Here is a 17,355-nt window from a genome sequence, read left to right on the forward strand (position 1 = left end):
GCATTATCTTGTAGCGCACTCGAGGCCGACCCCCTATATATTGGGGTAGAGGCTCAAGAGCACCCCCATTATGTGGGGCAAATTCCGGCGCACCACCACACTTTTTGGCGGTGGGCGTCAGGCGCTGCTTTTTTCAAAGCAGAATCAGAGGTAAGCGGGCGGAATGGAATTTCCGCCACAGGCAGCAGCTGGCAAACCTTTTCAGATAGCCGGTGACAAGCCGCCTGTTTCCAGTGTCCACAGCTGTGGATAAACACTGGCAAAGCGAAGGACACGCTCCGCCATGCCACACAGTCATGTGGCCGCCGTTCTTTTGAACGCACGCGGACAGACAACAGAACAAACCTTTCGGAGATTTACATGCACACAGAGACAGGGCGCTCTCAAGCCGTGCCTGCGGAAAAATCAGGCACCTCCAGCGACCAGGCGACTGGCGGCACGACTCTGGCCGCTACTGCACCGGGCCAGATCCGCGTAATCAAGCGCAATGGCACCGTTGTACCCTACGACGACAGCAAAATCGCCGTCGCCGTAACTAAAGCCTTCCTCGCTGTTGAAGGCGGCACCGCCGCTGCTTCCAGCCGTGTCCACGAGCAAGTTGAAGAACTGGTCGGCCAGATCAGTGCCACTTTCAAACGCCGCATGCCCTCTGGCGGCACTATCCACATTGAAGAGATCCAGGACCAGGTAGAGCTGGCCCTGATGCGCGCCGGTGAACAAAAGGTTGCCCGCGACTACGTACTCTACCGTGAAGAACACGCCCGCCTGCGCGCAGAGAAAGAAAAAACCGCTCAAATTGCCGAGCAAGCTGTCGATGCCCACCCCAGCATCCGTGTAAAGCAGGACGATGACAGCCTTGCACCCCTGGATATGGAACGCCTGCGCACCGTTGTCAAAGAAGCCTGTGAAGGCCTCAAAGATGTCGACAGCGCGGCAATTCTTAACGAAGCCCTGAAAAACCTGTACGACGGTGTTTCCGAAAACGATATCAATACCGCGCTGGTAATCACTGCGCGCACCTTGGTTGAGCAGGAGCCCAATTACACCTTCGCCACCGCCAGCCTGCTGCTGGACAAGCTGCGCTCCGAAGCTCTGCGCTTCCTCGGTGTTGCCGAGCGCGCCACCCAGCACGAGATGGAAAAGCTGTACGCCTCTACCCTGCCCACTTACGTGAAAAAGGGTATCGAGCTGGACCTGCTGGACCCGGCACTGGCCACCTTCGACCTGGAAAAACTCGGCGAAGCTCTAAAAGGCGAGCGCGATCACCAGTTCACTTATCTGGGCCTGCAGACTCTGTACGACCGCTACTTCCTGCACAGCGACGATATTCGTTTCGAGCTGCCGCAGATCTTCTTTATGCGTGTCGCCATGGGCCTCAGCATTAATGAAGAGAACAAAAACGAGCGCGCGGTAGAGTTCTACAACCTGTTGAGCTCTTTCGACTACATGAGTTCTACCCCGACCCTGTTCAACGCCGGCACCCTGCGCCCGCAGCTGTCCTCCTGCTACCTGACCACGGTACCGGACGACCTGCACGGCATTTACGGCGCGATCCGCGATAACGCCATGCTGTCCAAGTGGGCAGGCGGTCTCGGCAATGACTGGACGCCGGTGCGCTCCCTGGGTTCCTATATCAAAGGCACCAACGGCAAGTCCCAAGGTGTTGTGCCCTTCCTGAAAGTGGCCAATGACACCGCAGTAGCCGTCAACCAGGGCGGTAAGCGCAAAGGCGCTGTCTGTGCCTACCTGGAAACCTGGCACCTGGATATCGAGGAATTCCTCGAGCTGCGCAAAAACACTGGTGACGACCGCCGCCGCACCCACGATATGAACACCGCCAACTGGGTCCCCGACCTGTTTATGAAGCGCGTGTTCGAAGACAAAGAGTGGACCCTGTTCTCCCCGGCCGATTGCCCGGACCTGCACGACCTGTTCGGCACCGCATTCGAAGAGCGCTACAACCACTACGAGCAACTGGCTGCCGAAGGCAAGCTGCGTCTGTTCAAGAAGATCCGCGCACTAGACCTTTGGCGCAAGATGCTGGGCATGCTGTTCGAAACCGGCCACCCCTGGATCACCTTTAAAGACAGCTGCAACCTGCGCAGTCCTCAGCAACACGCCGGTGTGGTTCACAGCTCCAACCTGTGCACCGAGATCACTCTCAACACCAAGGCCGACGACGAAATCGCCGTGTGTAACCTGGGCTCCGTGAACCTGGCTCAACACATTGGTGAGAATGGTGAACTCGACCGCACCAAGCTGGCCAATACCGTAAAAACTGCGGTGCGTATGCTCGATAACGTTATCGACATCAACTACTACGCAGTTGAAAGTGCACGTCAGTCCAACATGCGTCACCGCCCTGTGGGCATGGGCCTAATGGGCTTCCAGGATGCGCTGTACAAGGCCGGTATCGCCTACGCCAGCGACGAAGCCGTCGCCTTTGCCGACAACACCATGGAAGCGATCAGCTTCGAAGCCATCTCCGCTTCCAGCGACCTGGCTGCCGAGCGCGGCAAGTACCAGACCTACGAAGGCTCCCTGTGGAGCAAAGGTGTTCTGCCGCTGGATTCCATACAGATCCTGGCTGAACAGCGCGGCCAGCAGTTTATCGAACAGGACACCAGCTCCACTCTGGACTGGGATGGCCTGCGCGAGAAAGTAAAAGCCCAAGGTATGCGCAACTCCAACGTGATGGCGATCGCTCCTACTGCGACCATTGCCAATATCACCGGAGTTTCCCAGTCGATCGAACCGACCTACCAAAACCTGTATGTGAAATCGAACCTGTCCGGCGAATTCACCGTAGTAAACCCCTACCTGGTACACGATCTGAAAGATCGCGGCCTGTGGGATCAGGTCATGGTTAACGACCTGAAATACTATGAAGGTTCTGTACAGAAAATCGATCGCGTACCGGAAGACCTGAAAGCAAAATACCGCACCGCGTTTGAAGTGGAGCCGCGCTGGATCGTGGACGCTGCCAGCCGTCGCCAGAAGTGGATCGACCAGGCCCAGTCCCTGAACCTGTACATCGCCGGCGCCGACGGCAAGAAGCTGGACCTGACCTATCGCATGGCTTGGTTCCGCGGCCTAAAAACCACTTACTACCTGCGCGCACTGGCTGCCACTACCACAGAGAAATCTACGGTAAATAGCGGCACCCTGAACGCGGTAAGTGCACACGGCGGTAGCAACGGAATGGCTGCGGCAGCACCTGCCGAGCAAGCTGCACCCGCACCGGCCGCAGTGCCTCAGGCCTGCTCACTGGACGACCCGGATTGCGAGGCCTGCCAGTAAATTTTAAGCCCCTTTTTATAGGGGCTGCACTGACTCTCGGGGGAGAGCGTCGTAACCGCAAGTGCGGGCATGACCATGCGCAGCGACCCCGGTCCACCCATTATTTTAATAGTGGGTAATACCATAGGGACCGGGGATCGGCTGCGGCTTATTTTCCCGAGAAAACCCAGTGCAATTGCCAGCGAAAATTCAGTGCAAATAAATGCACAAAAGCGCAGCAAAAATTGATCTGGCACAGGATTTTCTGTGCCCAGGCGAGTTAAAAATACGAGCCTGTAATAAATTATTACCGGCAAAAAATATCACCGGTATGTCATCCCTGGTTGCACACAATTAGTGAGTAATACACCAGGAAGATTTAAGAATTTTTTATCGAACTTTCGATAGTGAGACCGATCAAAAGGGCCAACTATGCTGAGCTGGGACGACATCGACACCAAGCCCCAACAACCTGAAAAAGCAACCGAACCGCGACCGACGCCGGAGGCCCAGGCAAAATCCGTGCAGGAGCCCAGCGCTTCCTACACAGCCGCTCCGGCGTCGCCTGCGGCCCAAAGCGGCTCCACTGCCGTTGATGCCGCACGTGCCGCAGTTGCTAATATGGACCCGGCTCCCGGCCTGGAAGAACTGGAAATGGGTGCGGCCCGCATCCAGGTAGATGAAAAGCGCATTATTAATTGCCGCGCTGACCTCAATCAGTTGGTTCCCTTTAAATACGACTGGGCCTGGCAAAAATACCTGGACGGCTGCGCCAACCACTGGATGCCCCAGGAAATCAACATGAACAAAGACGTGTCCATGTGGAAAGACCCCAACGGTCTAACCGAGGACGAGCGTCGCATCGTGGAATACTCCCTGGGCTATTTCTCCACCGCAGACTCCCTGGTTGCTAACAACCTGGTATTGGCGATCTACCGCCATATCACCAACCCTGAGTGCCGCCAGTACCTGCTGCGTCAGTCTTTTGAAGAAGCCATTCACACCCACGCCTACCAGTACTGTGTAGAGTCCCTAGGTATGGACGAAGGTGAAGTCTTCAATATGTACCGCGAAGTGCCAGCGGTTGCCAAAAAAGCGGCCTGGAGCCTGTCCCACACCCAGGCCATCGGTGATCCCAACTTCAAAACCGGCACCGTTGAATCCGACCAGGAGCTGCTGCGCAACCTGATCGCCTTCTACGCTGTCACTGAAGGTATCTTCTTCTATTGTGGCTTCAGCCAGATTCTGTCCATGGGTCGCCGCAACAAAATGACCGGTGTTGCCGAGCAGTTCCAGTACATCCTGCGCGACGAGTCTATGCACCTGAACTTCGGCATCGACGTCATCAACCAGATTAAGCTGGAAAACCCACACCTGTGGACAGCAGAATTCCAGCAGGAAGTCACCCAGATGATTCTCGAGGGTATGGAGCTTGAAGTAGCTTATGCCCGCGACACTATGCCCCGCGGCGTACTCGGCATGAATGCGAATATGATGGAGGAGTACCTCCAGTTTATCGCCAACCGCCGCCTTAGCCAGCTGGGCCTGAAAGAGCAGTTCCCTGGCGCTCAGAACCCATTCCCGTGGATGTCTGAAATTATGGACCTGCGCAAAGAGAAAAACTTCTTTGAAACTCGCGTTATTGAGTATCAAACTGGCGGCGCACTACAGTGGTAAGCGCCTCCCAGTCAGCGAATTACTAAAAAGGAAAAAGTAGTCGCTCACAGGAAGAGAAGTATTGAAACGGGCTTAATGCCCGTTTTTTTTATACCTAAGGAACCTCTGAATAATTCCGAGCCAGTTTGGTAGTATTCAGTTATCCGTCAAGACTACGATAGATTATGCACCAAGTCACCTTTGCCGAAGCAGAATATAAGCTAAAGCGCCGTATAACTCGCCGAGAGAAGTTTCTTTCTCAAATGGAAGCCCTCATCCCATGGCAGCGACTAGAGGCTCAGATCACTCCTTGCTATCCACAAGGCAAACGTGGCCGACAGCCATATCCATTAAGTGTCATGCTCCGTATTCATTGCATGCAGCTATTTTATAATCTCAGTGATCCCGCTATGGAGGATGCACTGTATGAAATTGAATCCATGCGTAGTTTTGCTGGATTGACTTTGAGCGGCCCAATTCCCGATGAAACAACGATTCTTAACTTTCGCCACTTATTGGAGCTCAATCAGATTGGTGCAGCGCTTTTTGATGAAATCAACAAGCATCTTGCTGAGAATGGCATGGTACTGCGTGAAGGCACGATTGTAGATGCCACTATTATCTCTGCGCCAACTTCAACTAAGAATAAAAAGAAAGAACGTGATCCAGAAATGCATCAAACAAAGAAAGGCAATCAGTGGCACTTTGGAATGAAGATGCATATCGGGGTTGATGATGTGCTCGGAGTAATACATAGCGTAGATACAACAGCAGCGAATTCGCATGATGTCACAGCCACAGAGCGAGTCCTCCATGGGGAGGGAGGAAGGAAGAGTCTGGGGTGACTCTGGGTACATTGGTGCGGAGAAGCGAGAAGAGTTGAAGGAGCGGGAGGTGGATTGGTACATAGCAATGAAGCCGAGCAAGCTGAAAACTCTTCCTGGGCGTGATGCACTCCGTAAGGCGGAAAAGATCAAGGCGCAGATAAGAGCGAAGGTTGAGCACCCCTTTCGCTACATTAAACGGGTATTTGGTTATGACAAGGTCCGCTATCGGGGACTGTTAAAAAATACTGAGCGGCTGTGCTTGCTAGCAGGCTTTACCAACTTACTAATAGGGAGAAAATATTTGGCCACCTAGGGGTGGTTCGCCTGAAACCCGCCTATTTAGGGTTTCAGATGAAAAATTAGCGGGCTATTACGCGAAAATTACGCGCTTGAGCGTAATAAAGTGAATTTTTCAAGCAGTTCAGCTTAATTCTAGAAAAATGCTTCGTTGATCAGAGGGTCCCTAATTGGAAGTGATAGATTTGATCTAAACTAATCTACATTAGAGATCATCGTCCCTATAACCCTATTCAAAATGCTTTAGTTGTTCCTCGTAATAAGCCTTATCAGGCTTAATCGATTTAGGATCTAAAGCTAACCCTTTAGAAAAAGTTCTTTCGACAACTAATGCTGAACAGTAGGCAACCTCATTCGCTTTTTCTCCTAAAATGAAATTAGCATTTGTCAGATATATTGCATACCGAATAGCCCCACTAAAGAAATCAATCGCAGCTCTTCTTTCAGGAGAGTTGATATCTTCGGACATCCCCCCGAAATACCCTTGAACTCTTAGCAACCTTTTATTCTCTCGAACCTTGGAATTTGGATGGCACCTGATCCAATAGTTCATCAAGAACTCCGGACTTAGTTCTAATAGCGAGCAATACTCGAATAGAAACTCTGCCGGGGGGTATCGATTACCCTTCTCATAGTCATGGAGAGTGTTTTTACTAATACCCAGCTGATCGGCAACTTCTCGAATGGACATCATTTTTAACCCTAGACGCCTTGCATGCCGCTGATAATCCCTAAAATTTTGCGGCAAGACGAGCAATTCTTCGAATGTCTGAAAAGCTTCAGGTTTTGAACTCTGCTTACCTGGAGGAAGTGACTCTTGAGTTAATTTTTCCCAATAATCACGTGCTGCTAAATTACGATACTCAGCCTCATCCGGTTTACGCACCATCCGCAAAATTTCACCAAATTTCACCATAAGAGATTTCTCTGTTTTCGTTAACTGGTGATTCATTCGAATGGCTCCTCATAAGTCCTTGTAAACCCTACTAATTCTGGCATACCTCCCAATTTTTGTCCCAGTTTGTTGGGACAGTAAATTACACCTCATTACCATTCCCACGAGACCGCAAATAACTGCATCTCCAAAAGATTTGGGCTCAGGAAAATATCTGAGTAACTCTGTTTTCGCCCAAGGGGCGGCTTATTGGAAAGGAAATACGAAATGTCCGACAGCCAACAAACATTAGATCAAATAAGAGAGCCAGTAAATTCCCTCTCGCCCATGTCCTGCAGAGATAGAAGCATGGCAGCACTCAAGGAGGCTATTGAGCAACTCCTCACGCAAAGGCCAGAGCTTTGTCAGTTAATACCTGTCACATATCTACGGCAAGTGACAGCTCGCAAAGTTATCCGAAAAGGAGATCGTAATCACCACGTGGGATTATTTGCTAGTCGCTTAAACTAGGCAATGATTCCATTTGAATCTACTTTGGAAAAGCAAGCATGTACCACCTTTGAGAGCTACCACGAAATTCAGACCTACCGCTCTCAGCCATATGCAGTTCGCTTGCTCTATGCTGGAAAGAGTCGCATCGTTTATCCAGATTTTGAAATCACTTTGCTGACTAAAAAAATCCTTGTAGATATCAAGTATGAAAAGAACACTCGTAATCCTCTTTTTCGCCAACGTTGTGAAGCATTGGAGTTCTTCGCAGAGCAACAAGGTATGGATTATATTTTACTAACCGAGAAAAATATTAGAGGACAAAGACTTTTAAACGCTCAGTGGCTATTAAGCCTATCACATGGCAAAGCTCCGACATTGCTAACTTCTACGGTTTGGCGGTGGATTTTTAGTCTGGGTCAAATGACATTTGGAGATCTATTCAAACTAACCGCACCCTATCCCCAAGCACGCAGCGTACTCGCTTGCCTAGCTCTTGACGGTCATCTCAATATTGACTGGAGCCAACCTTTGAGAGAGCAGCATGTCTTTACTGACATTAAAGTCGGGAGGTAGATATGCCCGGACTACACATTGAAAAAGAGGCCCTGCATTCAACTCTGAAGTGCATCAGTTAATCATCTGGAAAAGAACGGTCAGCTGAAGGTAACATCTGCCGCTTCTTCTCCGCCAAGAGATTAAGTGATGACAAGACGTTACCGACAGCTGACCGAAGAGCAACGATGCCAGATTTGGGCGCTAAAGAAAAGTGATTGGAGTCAGAGGGCAATTGCCAGGGAGATTGGTATTAGCCAGCCTACGATCAGCAGAGAGCTCGCTCGTAATCGAGGCGGAAGAGGCTACCGCTATAAGCAAGCTCAGCAGATGGCTGAAGAGCGGCGTAGGCAGGCAGGAAGGCCAACAAAAATGCTATCTAAGGCGATTGCTCTGATAGAGAGCAAACTGAAGCTACAGTGGAGCCCAGAACAAATTTCCGGCTGGCTAGACCGGGAAGAAGGCCAGTCCATTAGCTATGAAACTATCTACTTGTATATCTGGGCTGATAAGCAGCGTGGCGGGACCCTTTACGAGAATTTACGGCGTAGGGATAGGCCCTACAAAAAACGGGCCAATGGAAAGTCAACTTGAGGACACATCAAGAACGCCATCAGTATCGAAGAACGCCCACAGGTTGTTGACGATAAATCTCGCATTGGAGACTGGGAAATTGATACCGTTATAGGTAAAGGCCATAGCGGTGCTCTGGTCACTATTGTAGATCGTAAGAGCAAATTTATCCTCTCTCAGCAGGTTGAAGGCAAGACAGCAGAGTTGGTTGCTCAAGCTACCATTGTATTACTTGAGCCATACAGAGATTTCGTACACACGATTACCGTCGATAACGGCAAAGATTTTGCTCTGCACGAGAAGATTGGTGAGTCTCTAGATGCGACGGTCTATTTTGCGCATCCGTATTCATCTTGGGAGAGGGGCCTAAATGAGAACACTAATGGCCTACTGCGTCAGTACTTTCCGAAACAAACTGATTTCAAGCTTGTGGACCAAGCAGGTGTCGAAGCAGCTATTGAGCGTTTAAATAATCGTCCGAGAAAGATGTTGGACTATAAAACCCCGAAACAAGTCATGGGAGAATATACGGCTGCCGCAGCAGCCTAAAGGGTGATGCACTTCAGAGTTGAATGCAGGTTTTAAATATCGGCAACAAACACCTGAGTTTGCTGGGCGCCCTGGCAGTTGTTTATAACTCCCTTTTCATGTTCAACCGCCAGTAAACGCATCCATATCCTGCCAAGCTCTTCGCCAAAACAGAAGGTTCCCCATATGAAGTGATGGACCCCAAAGCCTTTTGCATCAACCCCGCTTTGGGCAAGATAAGAGTTAGATTTATAGTATTGCTGTAATACCCAGGTCGCATCCTCTTTCGTCTGATTTACCACGCTTTGCCACTTTTCTTTAGTGGTTTTACAACCGATATAAAGATCCCGTCCCTGCGTGCCTTTAGCGTGTTTTAATACAAACTGAGCTTGTTGGGCAATGGCCAACTCGCGTATGTTCCACTCCTCTCCCTGATAAACAACCTGAGTATCTCTCAGATCACGAGTCCATGGTAGGTGCTTATTGATGACCTCTTGCTCTTTGGCAGAAAATAACTCCGCGTTATCGGCATTGGCTGACAGTAAGGCCAGGGCACGCTTATCTCCGTAGATAAAACTTAACATATTATCAACGAAATACACCCGGCTGGACATATAAGCACGCAGCAATTCAAGCGGCACTTTCATATCCAAAGGGTTAAGGGTAGCGTGGACCCTCAGGTCCCCGTAATGCACGTCCCGGTTAACAACTTTCAGCTGGTCGAAGGTACTTAATACTAAGCTACCTGTCATGCCGTGCTCTTGTAATACTTGGGCAAAAACCCCTTCAAAATGTTCCTGCATACCATCGCGGCGATATTCTGAGGTAGAGCATATAAACAGGTTTAACGGACCGTCCCCGTAGAGTTCGGGGTGCTTTTTCAGCAAGCTCACGGCGTAATTGAACCAGCGGTGTACTATGTTTATCCCGGTGATTTTTACCTGGTTGTCGTTTAAAAACGACTTCAGCGCGTTTCTTTCCATGTAGGATTTGGTAATGGGTTCAAGCTCCCAACCACCGATATTGGAGCCCATATTTTGCTCAAGGCATTTTAAACCGTCCTCGGTATTGATAAAGTCTCCCCTGGAAATAATGCTTTCGTTGCTCCACTTATGATTGAGCAGCATGTTCACCAAAGTACGGTCTTCGATATCAAAAAAATCACACAGTGCGTTCGAGTCATTATCGAAAAATAACTCTGGGATCTTGGTTAATAAGGCGGGAAAAACCGTCGCCGGCTGTTCAACCTCTTTCATGTATTCCGTGCTGACAAAAAAGGGCCAGGACTGGACAGCATAACGAAAGTTTTGGATCATGGCGGGCAAGTCCGCCCTTTTTCTATAATCCTCGTGCACATGCAGAGATTTGTTTTCAACGGCGTAGTTAATAAAGCGCTGAGCGACTTCGCCCAGCGGCTTATAAGAAACCCCGATAATTTTCTCTAACTCTTCCTTATTTATCATGATATTTCCATCTGTCAGTGCAAAACTTAACTGCTACTCGTTTGCAGCGATTAATTCGGCCGCCCTGCCTGTTTCTTCTGCAACCAGTTGTCCTTCGCGCAAGGTATATATTTTATCTGCATGACTGAAATAGTGTTCGTCGTGGCTGACCACTATCACTATCTTGTTCTGGCTGGCTAAACGGGGTAACAGGACATTGTAGAAAAAGTGCCTGAAATAGGGGTCTTGATCTGCGGCCCACTCATCGAACAAAATGATAGGCTTGCTCTCAAACAGGGTAGCGACCAGGGCCAACCTTCTCTTTTGTCCCGACGACAAATTGGTGGTGCTCCAGGTATTGCCCTTTAAGTCAACAATATGCTCAAGCTTCAGCTCTTTAAGATAGGCATAGACAAAAGCCAGCTGTTCGTCTGAAAGTGCTTCCTGCCCCCCCGGCAGGTCGTCAAACAAGTAATAATCGAACATCTGGCAGGAAAACAGCGAACGTAATTTTTCAGGTTCAGAGCTTATTTCGCCGTTCACATAAATCGCGCCATCATGATGCGGATACAGGCCGGAAATAATCTTACACAATGTCGACTTACCACTGCCGTTGCCGCCGTTGAGCATAGTCACCTCCCCTTTACGGAAAACTATGTTCAAAGGACCAAGCTGAAAGGCCGGTCTCTGCGCCTCATCCAAATAACTAAAATGTATGTTTTGATAGTTTAATTCATCCACAACATACAGCGAGTTTGGTCTAGCAGAAAACGGCCTATCGGAAAATTGGGACAGAACAGATAACCGCGCTAGTGAAACCCGGGCATGTAATATCGTCGGCATACTCGACATTATGGTCGAGACCGGCCCCTTCAAATAAAAGATAATCAAAACTGTTATCGACAAGACCTCAGCCGTAACCTGCTCCACCAAAAACAGCAAACTTAAGATGATCAACAGGATCATTGAATCGGTAAAGGTGATGACCCCGGACCAGCGCAGGTCCTGATCTATGACTTTTTCCTGCATCTGCTGCAATAACGGCGCAAGTTTCGACTTGGAAATGTACCGGGTTCTACTATGACTTAAGCTCAGTTCCTTTTTACCGTAGATAATAGATTCATACAGCTGGTACAGGTTATCTTTAAGCCCCCGCTCTTCAAATGTTTTTTTCTGTATACCGCTTTGCATGATACCGGCAATGGCCGCCGCGGCACAGGTTAAAAACAATACCATAAAAAACATACCCCATGACATATGGGCAATATAGAAAAAGCCGATGATAATCAAGAGGGAATTAAAGATTAAATAAGGCAGCGTCGCCAGCAAAGAGCTCACATGACCAACATCTTCCGTAAGCAGGTTATATAACTGTGCAGCACCGATTTTTTCTATATTCTGCAGCGTACTGCCGAACACTTTGCTAGCAGTTTGCTCACGGATTTTCAGCAGCATCTCTTCCTTGAAACGGCTCATAAAAAATCGGGAAATAACCGCCAGTATGATCATCATCAGCACCAAGCCGATGTAATAGGCAGCCCCCATAGGCATAACAGGCTCTGACGTACCCACCCGACTAATCGCACCACCTATTTCAGCTAACAGCTTAACACTGATGATGGCAGGGAAAAGGCTGATAAAAACTACAAATAGCAAGGTGACAACAAAGGTATGCCTAGGAATATAGTCCAATAATTTCATTTATTTATGATCCTTCCCGTATAATAGTAACAGGCAAAGACTCCAGATTAGGCAAAACGCGGGCTGTCGTAGCTGATATCAGATGCAAGGCACAAGCGTTCGATCACAGACACTATCTTTTTCTTATGTTCGTTGATAAAGAAGTGTCCGCCGTCATATTCCATCAGCTCAAAATCATCACAAGTAAACGCTTGCCAGTCATGTAGCTTGTCAACATTACAGAGCTTGTCTTCGGTACCGGTTAAAACCGTTATCGGGATCGGCAGCGGCTCGCTTTGCGGCCAGGCATAACCATTGTTCATTTTGAAATCGGCTCTTAATACTGGCTCAACCAACTCAAGCAACTCGGGTACCGCCAGTATTTCCTCCGACATACCGCCCATTTCCCTGACCTCCTGCCAAAATTGCGGACTCGGCAGGGTATGCGCATCAACGCGAATGGATTTACGGGTGGGAATGTCCCTACCCGATAAAATCAGGCGCTCGATCTGTATTGGCTTTACGACACGTAATTGGTATTGGCGTGCTACTTCATAGGCCATCAGCGCCCCCATGCTGTGGCCAAAAAACACCAAGCGGGCATGCTCGGGCACATGGCGGAGCAATTCATTGAGGATAATGCCTGCACACAGACCAAGATCTTCCGCCAGCGGCTCCTCCATGCGCTGCCCCCTGCCTGGCAACTGCACAATTAAAACGGAAAAACCTTCAAGCGCCTTGCTAAAGCTGTAGAAAACAGAAGCCCCGGCGCCTGCATAGGCAAACATCACGATAATAGGCTTGTCTTCCCTGATGCCGTTGATATTAATCAGCCAAGGGGAAAGTGCGTTAATTATATTCATAGCGCCCTGATCTCACTTGCTGTTAGGTAATTTTACTTTGCTGCTAGGCTTCGCAGACAAATTTTCCGTCTAGCATTCTGACAATCCTGCCAGCATAACAGGCATGTTCATCCGAGTGCGTCACCATCATGATGGTACAGCCCTGTTTGTTTAATTCCACCAGGGTTTTCATCACTTCTTCACCGCTGCTTGAGTCCAGGTTACCGGTAGCCTCATCAGCCAGAATAAGCGACGGCTCAGTGATCAGCGCCCGACAAACGGCAACGCGCTGTTGCTGGCCGCCGGAGAGCTGCTTCGGGTAGTGATTTTCCCGGTGTAATATCCCCATTTTATCCAGCAGAGCATGGATCTTTTCACGTCTTTGTGATGCGCTTGTGTCCTGGTATAACAGCGGCAGTTCAACATTTTCATACACGGTCAGCTCATCAATCAGGTTGAAGCTCTGAAAAATGAAGCCTATGTTCTGCTTGCGGATCCTGCCAAGCTGACGTTCCGATTTATCCGCCACCTGGCTTTCTAAAAACTCATAACTGCCTTCAGACGGTGCATCGAGTAAGCCGACAATATTCAATAAGGTTGATTTACCACAGCCTGACGGTCCCATCACAGCCACAAACTCGCCTTTATCGATATCGAAATCAATATTTTTCAGCGGAGTGGTTTCCAGCTCATCCGTAAAATAGCTTTTTGATAAGTTACGAATTTTAATCATATTCTTGCCCTTTATAATTTGAAGTTAATACGCTGTCGGTTCGACAGATTGGTATATTTAGAGATAATAACCTGCTCGCCGGTAGTCAGCCCATCTTTAACTTCTATATATTGTGTGTTTACTGCGCCTATGGTGAGCGGTTTCTTGGTGGCGTATTCCCCGGACTCATCGATGACAAATGCCCAGTTACCCCCGGTATCCTCAAAGAAACTGCCCCGCTCAAGCAGCAGGACATCGGCTTTTTGCTGGAAGGTCAGCTCCAACGCTATACTTTGTCCGTTGCTTACCCCTTCCGGTGCGCTCTGTTCGAAAGTAAGGTCAACGGTAAATTTATTATTCCTGACCTGGGTATAGATTTTCTCAACAATCAAAGGATATGCCTGGTTGTTGATGCGTGCGCTAGCAGACTGGCCCTTTTTCACTTTTGACAAATAGAATTCATCGACTTCGGCGACAATTTTATAGTTACTGCTTTGCCTGCCGAGGACGTCAATTTGCCCCAGCCGCTCGCCGGAAACCTTAGACTCGCCGACCGTGATCTCAAACCCTGTCAGATAGCCGCCGACCGGCGCCCGAACCACCAGGCTTTCCTTGGCCTGCTTTAATTCCTGGCGGTTTTGTTCCAGGAGTTCGATCGACTGACTGATTTGCTCGGCCTGTATGGCACTGAGTTTTTTATGCAGGGTAAGTTTTTCTTTTTGCAGTACCAACTTATCCCTACTGTATTCAAGCTCGTAGACCGCGTCTTCATAGTGGGACTTGGCAACCTTGCCGTCGCTCAGCAAAGGTTTAATCCGCTTGATGTCAGCTTCAAGTTGCGTGATACGGTAATCCGTATCCAGAATAGCCTCCCTCAGCGCCAGGGTTTCCTGATCCAAGTTCAGCTGGGTGGTACGCAACTGGTTGCTCTGCTCTACTATTGCCGTATCTCTGGCCATGGTATTTAAGATCAAAGGGGTATTGCTAAATGCAAGCAGGGGCTGGCCTTTTTCGACATAGGCGCCGTCCTGGACCAAGACCTCTTTGACATTACCGCCTTCGAGCGCATCCAGATAAACCGTTTCCTGTGGCCGCACCACCCCCCGCAGCGGGACAAAGTCCCTAAACTCGCCAATAAATGCCCGACTTACTGTCAATTTGCTTTTATCCAGTTCAACCGCATCTGCAGAGGCTTCCAGCATAATGTAAAACGCATACCCGATGCCGAGAACACCCGCGAGGATCCAGACCGGCTTGCGGCTCTTTTTTTTTCGTATTTTTTTATCCACAGTAAGTTTCCTGTAACACTAGGCGCTTGCTAACTGTGTTTGTAAGGATTTCGGGGTAATGTCTCGCCAGGTTTTTGCAATATACTCCAGGCAGGCCTTCTTAGTGCCGCTAAAGTCGGTTTTCTCCCACCCCTGGGGTACGGCCTTTTCTTGCGGCCACAGGCTGTACTGCATTTCATGATTACAAACAACAACAAATTTCTCAAAATAATCCATATTTACATCAACTAAGTTATAAAATAAAAATCAAATTACTTATAGCTATACATTGCACCGGCAATGTGATTCAGTATTCCCGCCCACACCACATTTATAAGGAACATGTGGATATCATAAGCCTGGCTGAACAGCCTCTGGCTTCACCGCCGTTAAAAAGCGTGAAGCCCAACAAGCCGACACTGTCGCTGCTGCTGATTAACATCGTGGCACCCAAAGCCTACACCAAGGAAAAGTCATACCGAACGGCATCAGGCCTGATATTCTCCGGGCCGGTTACGTTATAAACACACCCCAGCTCGTTGTTAGCACTATAAAAACTAGCAGCGAGGCTCCCCAGTAAAGCTCCCTGTCGACCGTATATTTTACGTTATCGTTCATATATAAATTCCGCATCAGTCCATTTTCAGGACTAACTCTTTGTTTTTAAAGCGCGACATGATTGCCGGCAAACCGTGGCGCATGATCAGCTTGGCAATGCCGAAATCTGAAAACGCTTCTTTCCACAGCTTTTTCAACACCGGCTTTTTAAAGTCCGCCAGTTTATATTCGGGCGAAGCCCAGCATTCGGCCATGGTAATGCCCAGCTCCTTATCTACCGGCTCGACCCCGTGCCACCAAAAGGGCGGTATATAGAGGGAATCCCCTTCTTCCACCACAACTTCGAACGGCTGGATCTCATCCTTATAGGAGGCAAAACACCCGGGACCGTCGAGGTATTTATAAGCCATCAGATCGTCATTGAGCTGCTTGAAACCGGCGCAGTCGGGGGAGAGCAAGCCCACTCGTTTACTGCCTTTTATCTGGCACATCAGGGTTTCGTCAATTTGATGGTAATGCCAAGCCGTCCCGGCGCCGCTGTACATAAAGAAACGACGCTGGGGATAGAAAACTGGGGCTTTTTTTTGCGTTAAAAAGGCAAACACACCGATATCCTGGCGCAAAGGATAAAACGGGCTGTCGGGCACGCAAAAGATCGAAGGTATACTCACTATTCCCTCTTCATTGGCCTCGATCCTTTTCAGTGCCTGCCTGAATGTGGCCCGCTCTTCATTGCGCGCCATACTTTTCCAGTCCAGATAATTGGAGTGCCCGTAAACCCGCACTTCAGGATTATCGACTAATCCCGACAGATAATCGGGATCGCGCCAGAGCTGCGTCGCCCGCCAGCTTTTTACCGCCCCCTTGATTAAACAGGGCTTGTTTAAATTAACGTGCGACTGCACAAATTGCGTCTCAGGCAAGTCTTGCGCATCATAGGTCACCACGCCTCTAGCGGTTTCCCTGTTTGGAATATGCTTTAAAATTTCCATCTTGATCACGGTCTCCGCTTGCTACACCACCTCGGCAGTAATTAACTTTCTATATTGACGGTTTAGCAGCTGTGAAACCCTGACTCCCTTGATGCGTACAAACTGGTGGTAGCCTAACCACTCCAGCAAGCGCGAAGTAGGCCGGACAAAGTCCACCATTATGATGGCTCTTGCCTGTGTTGAGGTTTTTCTCACCCAGTGCGGCTGAGTCACGTCGGCGACAAAGGCCTTACCCTGCTGCCAGCTGCGCTTTTCTCCGGAAACCGAAATGAAGTTTTCGCCGTCTTGCGGGATATCCAATCCCAGGTGCAGGCGCAAAGTGCCGTTTTTTTCATCTTCATGTTCCGGGATGTCTTCCCTTTCTCCGGGAATGGTCGACACTATGATGGAAACATGTTTGGGGACAAGCTGCTCGACTAGAGCAAAGGTACGCGGAAAATGGCAGGCCACAGCTTCTATCTTTTCGCCGTATACCATCAGGTGCAAAAATTCCCATGGCTGGGTGCCGAAATTGTCGGTCAGGCCGGGAAACAAATCCTCTTTATCGACTTTCTTCTCCTGCTTGCGCTTAAACTCCGCCAGCTCCTGGGCAAAAACCTGATGGTTTTTCTCCAGTTCCGCCAGCCAAGGAAGCTCCCGAGAATCCCAGTAGGCCTGTCCCGACAAACTTGTGCTTCGCAGCAGCAGTTTGTGAATAATGTTAAAATAAGCCTGCTTAATCGACTCAATAATTCTCTCCATGAACATGGTGTTTCCTTTAAT

Annotated in this window: 12 protein-coding genes and 2 pseudogenes; 5 read left to right on the forward strand and 9 right to left on the reverse strand. The window is 49.2% G+C overall.

Going from position 1 to position 17,355, the window contains the following annotated elements; translation table 11 throughout:
* Positions 1–360 precede the first annotated feature (360 nt).
* The 3 genes and pseudogenes from ACJJIQ_RS14075 to ACJJIQ_RS14085 all read left to right on the forward strand — a co-directional run bounded on the left by ACJJIQ_RS14075 (position 361) and on the right by ACJJIQ_RS14085 (position 6,075).
* Entirely contained in the window at positions 361–3,300 is a 2,940-nt protein-coding gene (locus ACJJIQ_RS14075; protein WP_445362235.1) for a ribonucleoside-diphosphate reductase subunit alpha, read from the forward strand.
* 411 nt (positions 3,301–3,711) lie between these two features.
* The gene (locus tag ACJJIQ_RS14080; RefSeq protein ID WP_108734126.1) at positions 3,712–4,956 is read left to right on the forward strand and encodes a ribonucleotide-diphosphate reductase subunit beta; all 1,245 of its coding nucleotides are present in this window, start codon (positions 3,712–3,714) and stop codon (positions 4,954–4,956) included.
* 164 nt (positions 4,957–5,120) lie between these two features.
* Positions 5,121–6,075, forward strand: a pseudogene (locus tag ACJJIQ_RS14085) (IS5 family transposase).
* Between the two features lie 213 nt (positions 6,076–6,288).
* Here ACJJIQ_RS14085 and ACJJIQ_RS14090 read toward each other — a convergent pair.
* Positions 6,289–7,011, reverse strand: a complete 723-nt coding sequence (locus ACJJIQ_RS14090; protein WP_445362236.1) for a helix-turn-helix domain-containing protein — start codon at positions 7,009–7,011, stop codon at positions 6,289–6,291.
* 477 nt (positions 7,012–7,488) lie between these two features.
* Here ACJJIQ_RS14090 and ACJJIQ_RS14095 point away from each other — a divergent pair, with 477 nt between their 5' ends.
* Entirely contained in the window at positions 7,489–8,019 is a 531-nt protein-coding gene (locus tag ACJJIQ_RS14095; protein ID WP_445362237.1) for a TnsA endonuclease N-terminal domain-containing protein, read from the forward strand.
* A 129-nt stretch (positions 8,020–8,148) separates the two neighbouring features.
* Positions 8,149–9,120 (forward strand): annotated as a pseudogene (locus ACJJIQ_RS14100) (IS30 family transposase).
* Positions 9,121–9,152: 32 nt separating this feature from the next.
* Here the strand turns inward: ACJJIQ_RS14100 and ACJJIQ_RS14105 are convergent.
* The 8 genes from ACJJIQ_RS14105 to ACJJIQ_RS14140 all read right to left on the reverse strand — a co-directional run bounded on the left by ACJJIQ_RS14105 (position 9,153) and on the right by ACJJIQ_RS14140 (position 17,334).
* Complete coding sequence (locus ACJJIQ_RS14105; protein ID WP_445362238.1) at positions 9,153–10,562, reverse strand: hypothetical protein; 1,410 nt, start codon at positions 10,560–10,562, stop codon at positions 9,153–9,155.
* A 33-nt stretch (positions 10,563–10,595) separates the two neighbouring features.
* The gene (locus ACJJIQ_RS14110; RefSeq protein ID WP_445362239.1) at positions 10,596–12,242 is read right to left on the reverse strand and encodes a cyclic peptide export ABC transporter; all 1,647 of its coding nucleotides are present in this window, start codon (positions 12,240–12,242) and stop codon (positions 10,596–10,598) included.
* Positions 12,243–12,289: 47 nt separating this feature from the next.
* The gene (locus ACJJIQ_RS14115; protein WP_445362240.1) at positions 12,290–13,084 is read right to left on the reverse strand and encodes a thioesterase II family protein; all 795 of its coding nucleotides are present in this window, start codon (positions 13,082–13,084) and stop codon (positions 12,290–12,292) included.
* A gap of 43 nt (positions 13,085–13,127) precedes the next feature.
* On the reverse strand, positions 13,128–13,796 hold the full coding sequence (locus tag ACJJIQ_RS14120; RefSeq protein ID WP_445362241.1) for an ABC transporter ATP-binding protein: 669 nt from the start codon (positions 13,794–13,796) through the stop codon (positions 13,128–13,130).
* 11 nt (positions 13,797–13,807) lie between these two features.
* Positions 13,808–15,064 carry an efflux RND transporter periplasmic adaptor subunit gene (locus ACJJIQ_RS14125; protein WP_445362242.1) on the reverse strand — a complete coding sequence of 419 codons (1,257 nt, stop codon included), beginning with the start codon at positions 15,062–15,064 and terminating at the stop codon, positions 13,808–13,810.
* Positions 15,065–15,082: 18 nt separating this feature from the next.
* A complete protein-coding gene (locus ACJJIQ_RS14130; protein ID WP_445362243.1) occupies positions 15,083–15,280 on the reverse strand; it encodes an MbtH family protein in 198 nt (65 codons plus the stop codon).
* A 395-nt stretch (positions 15,281–15,675) separates the two neighbouring features.
* Entirely contained in the window at positions 15,676–16,593 is a 918-nt protein-coding gene (locus ACJJIQ_RS14135; protein WP_445362244.1) for a cupin-like domain-containing protein, read from the reverse strand.
* A gap of 21 nt (positions 16,594–16,614) precedes the next feature.
* Positions 16,615–17,334, reverse strand: a complete 720-nt coding sequence (locus ACJJIQ_RS14140; RefSeq protein WP_445362245.1) for an aspartyl/asparaginyl beta-hydroxylase domain-containing protein — start codon at positions 17,332–17,334, stop codon at positions 16,615–16,617.
* Positions 17,335–17,355: the final 21 nt, after the last annotated feature.

The organism is Microbulbifer maximicatervae (SeqCode), from assembly GCF_052468295.1.

Coding starts and splice junctions, on each gene's coding strand:
- ACJJIQ_RS14075 (WP_445362235.1), top strand. CDS start 361: ATGCACACAGAGACAGGGCGCTCTCAAGCCGTGCCTGCGGAAAAATCA.
- ACJJIQ_RS14080 (WP_108734126.1), top strand. CDS start 3,712: ATGCTGAGCTGGGACGACATCGACACCAAGCCCCAACAACCTGAAAAA.
- ACJJIQ_RS14090 (WP_445362236.1), bottom strand. CDS start 7,011: ATGAATCACCAGTTAACGAAAACAGAGAAATCTCTTATGGTGAAATTT.
- ACJJIQ_RS14105 (WP_445362238.1), bottom strand. CDS start 10,562: ATGATAAATAAGGAAGAGTTAGAGAAAATTATCGGGGTTTCTTATAAG.
- ACJJIQ_RS14110 (WP_445362239.1), bottom strand. CDS start 12,242: ATGAAATTATTGGACTATATTCCTAGGCATACCTTTGTTGTCACCTTG.
- ACJJIQ_RS14115 (WP_445362240.1), bottom strand. CDS start 13,084: ATGAATATAATTAACGCACTTTCCCCTTGGCTGATTAATATCAACGGC.
- ACJJIQ_RS14120 (WP_445362241.1), bottom strand. CDS start 13,796: ATGATTAAAATTCGTAACTTATCAAAAAGCTATTTTACGGATGAGCTG.
- ACJJIQ_RS14130 (WP_445362243.1), bottom strand. CDS start 15,280: ATGGATTATTTTGAGAAATTTGTTGTTGTTTGTAATCATGAAATGCAG.
- ACJJIQ_RS14135 (WP_445362244.1), bottom strand. CDS start 16,593: ATGGAAATTTTAAAGCATATTCCAAACAGGGAAACCGCTAGAGGCGTG.
- ACJJIQ_RS14140 (WP_445362245.1), bottom strand. CDS start 17,334: ATGGAGAGAATTATTGAGTCGATTAAGCAGGCTTATTTTAACATTATT.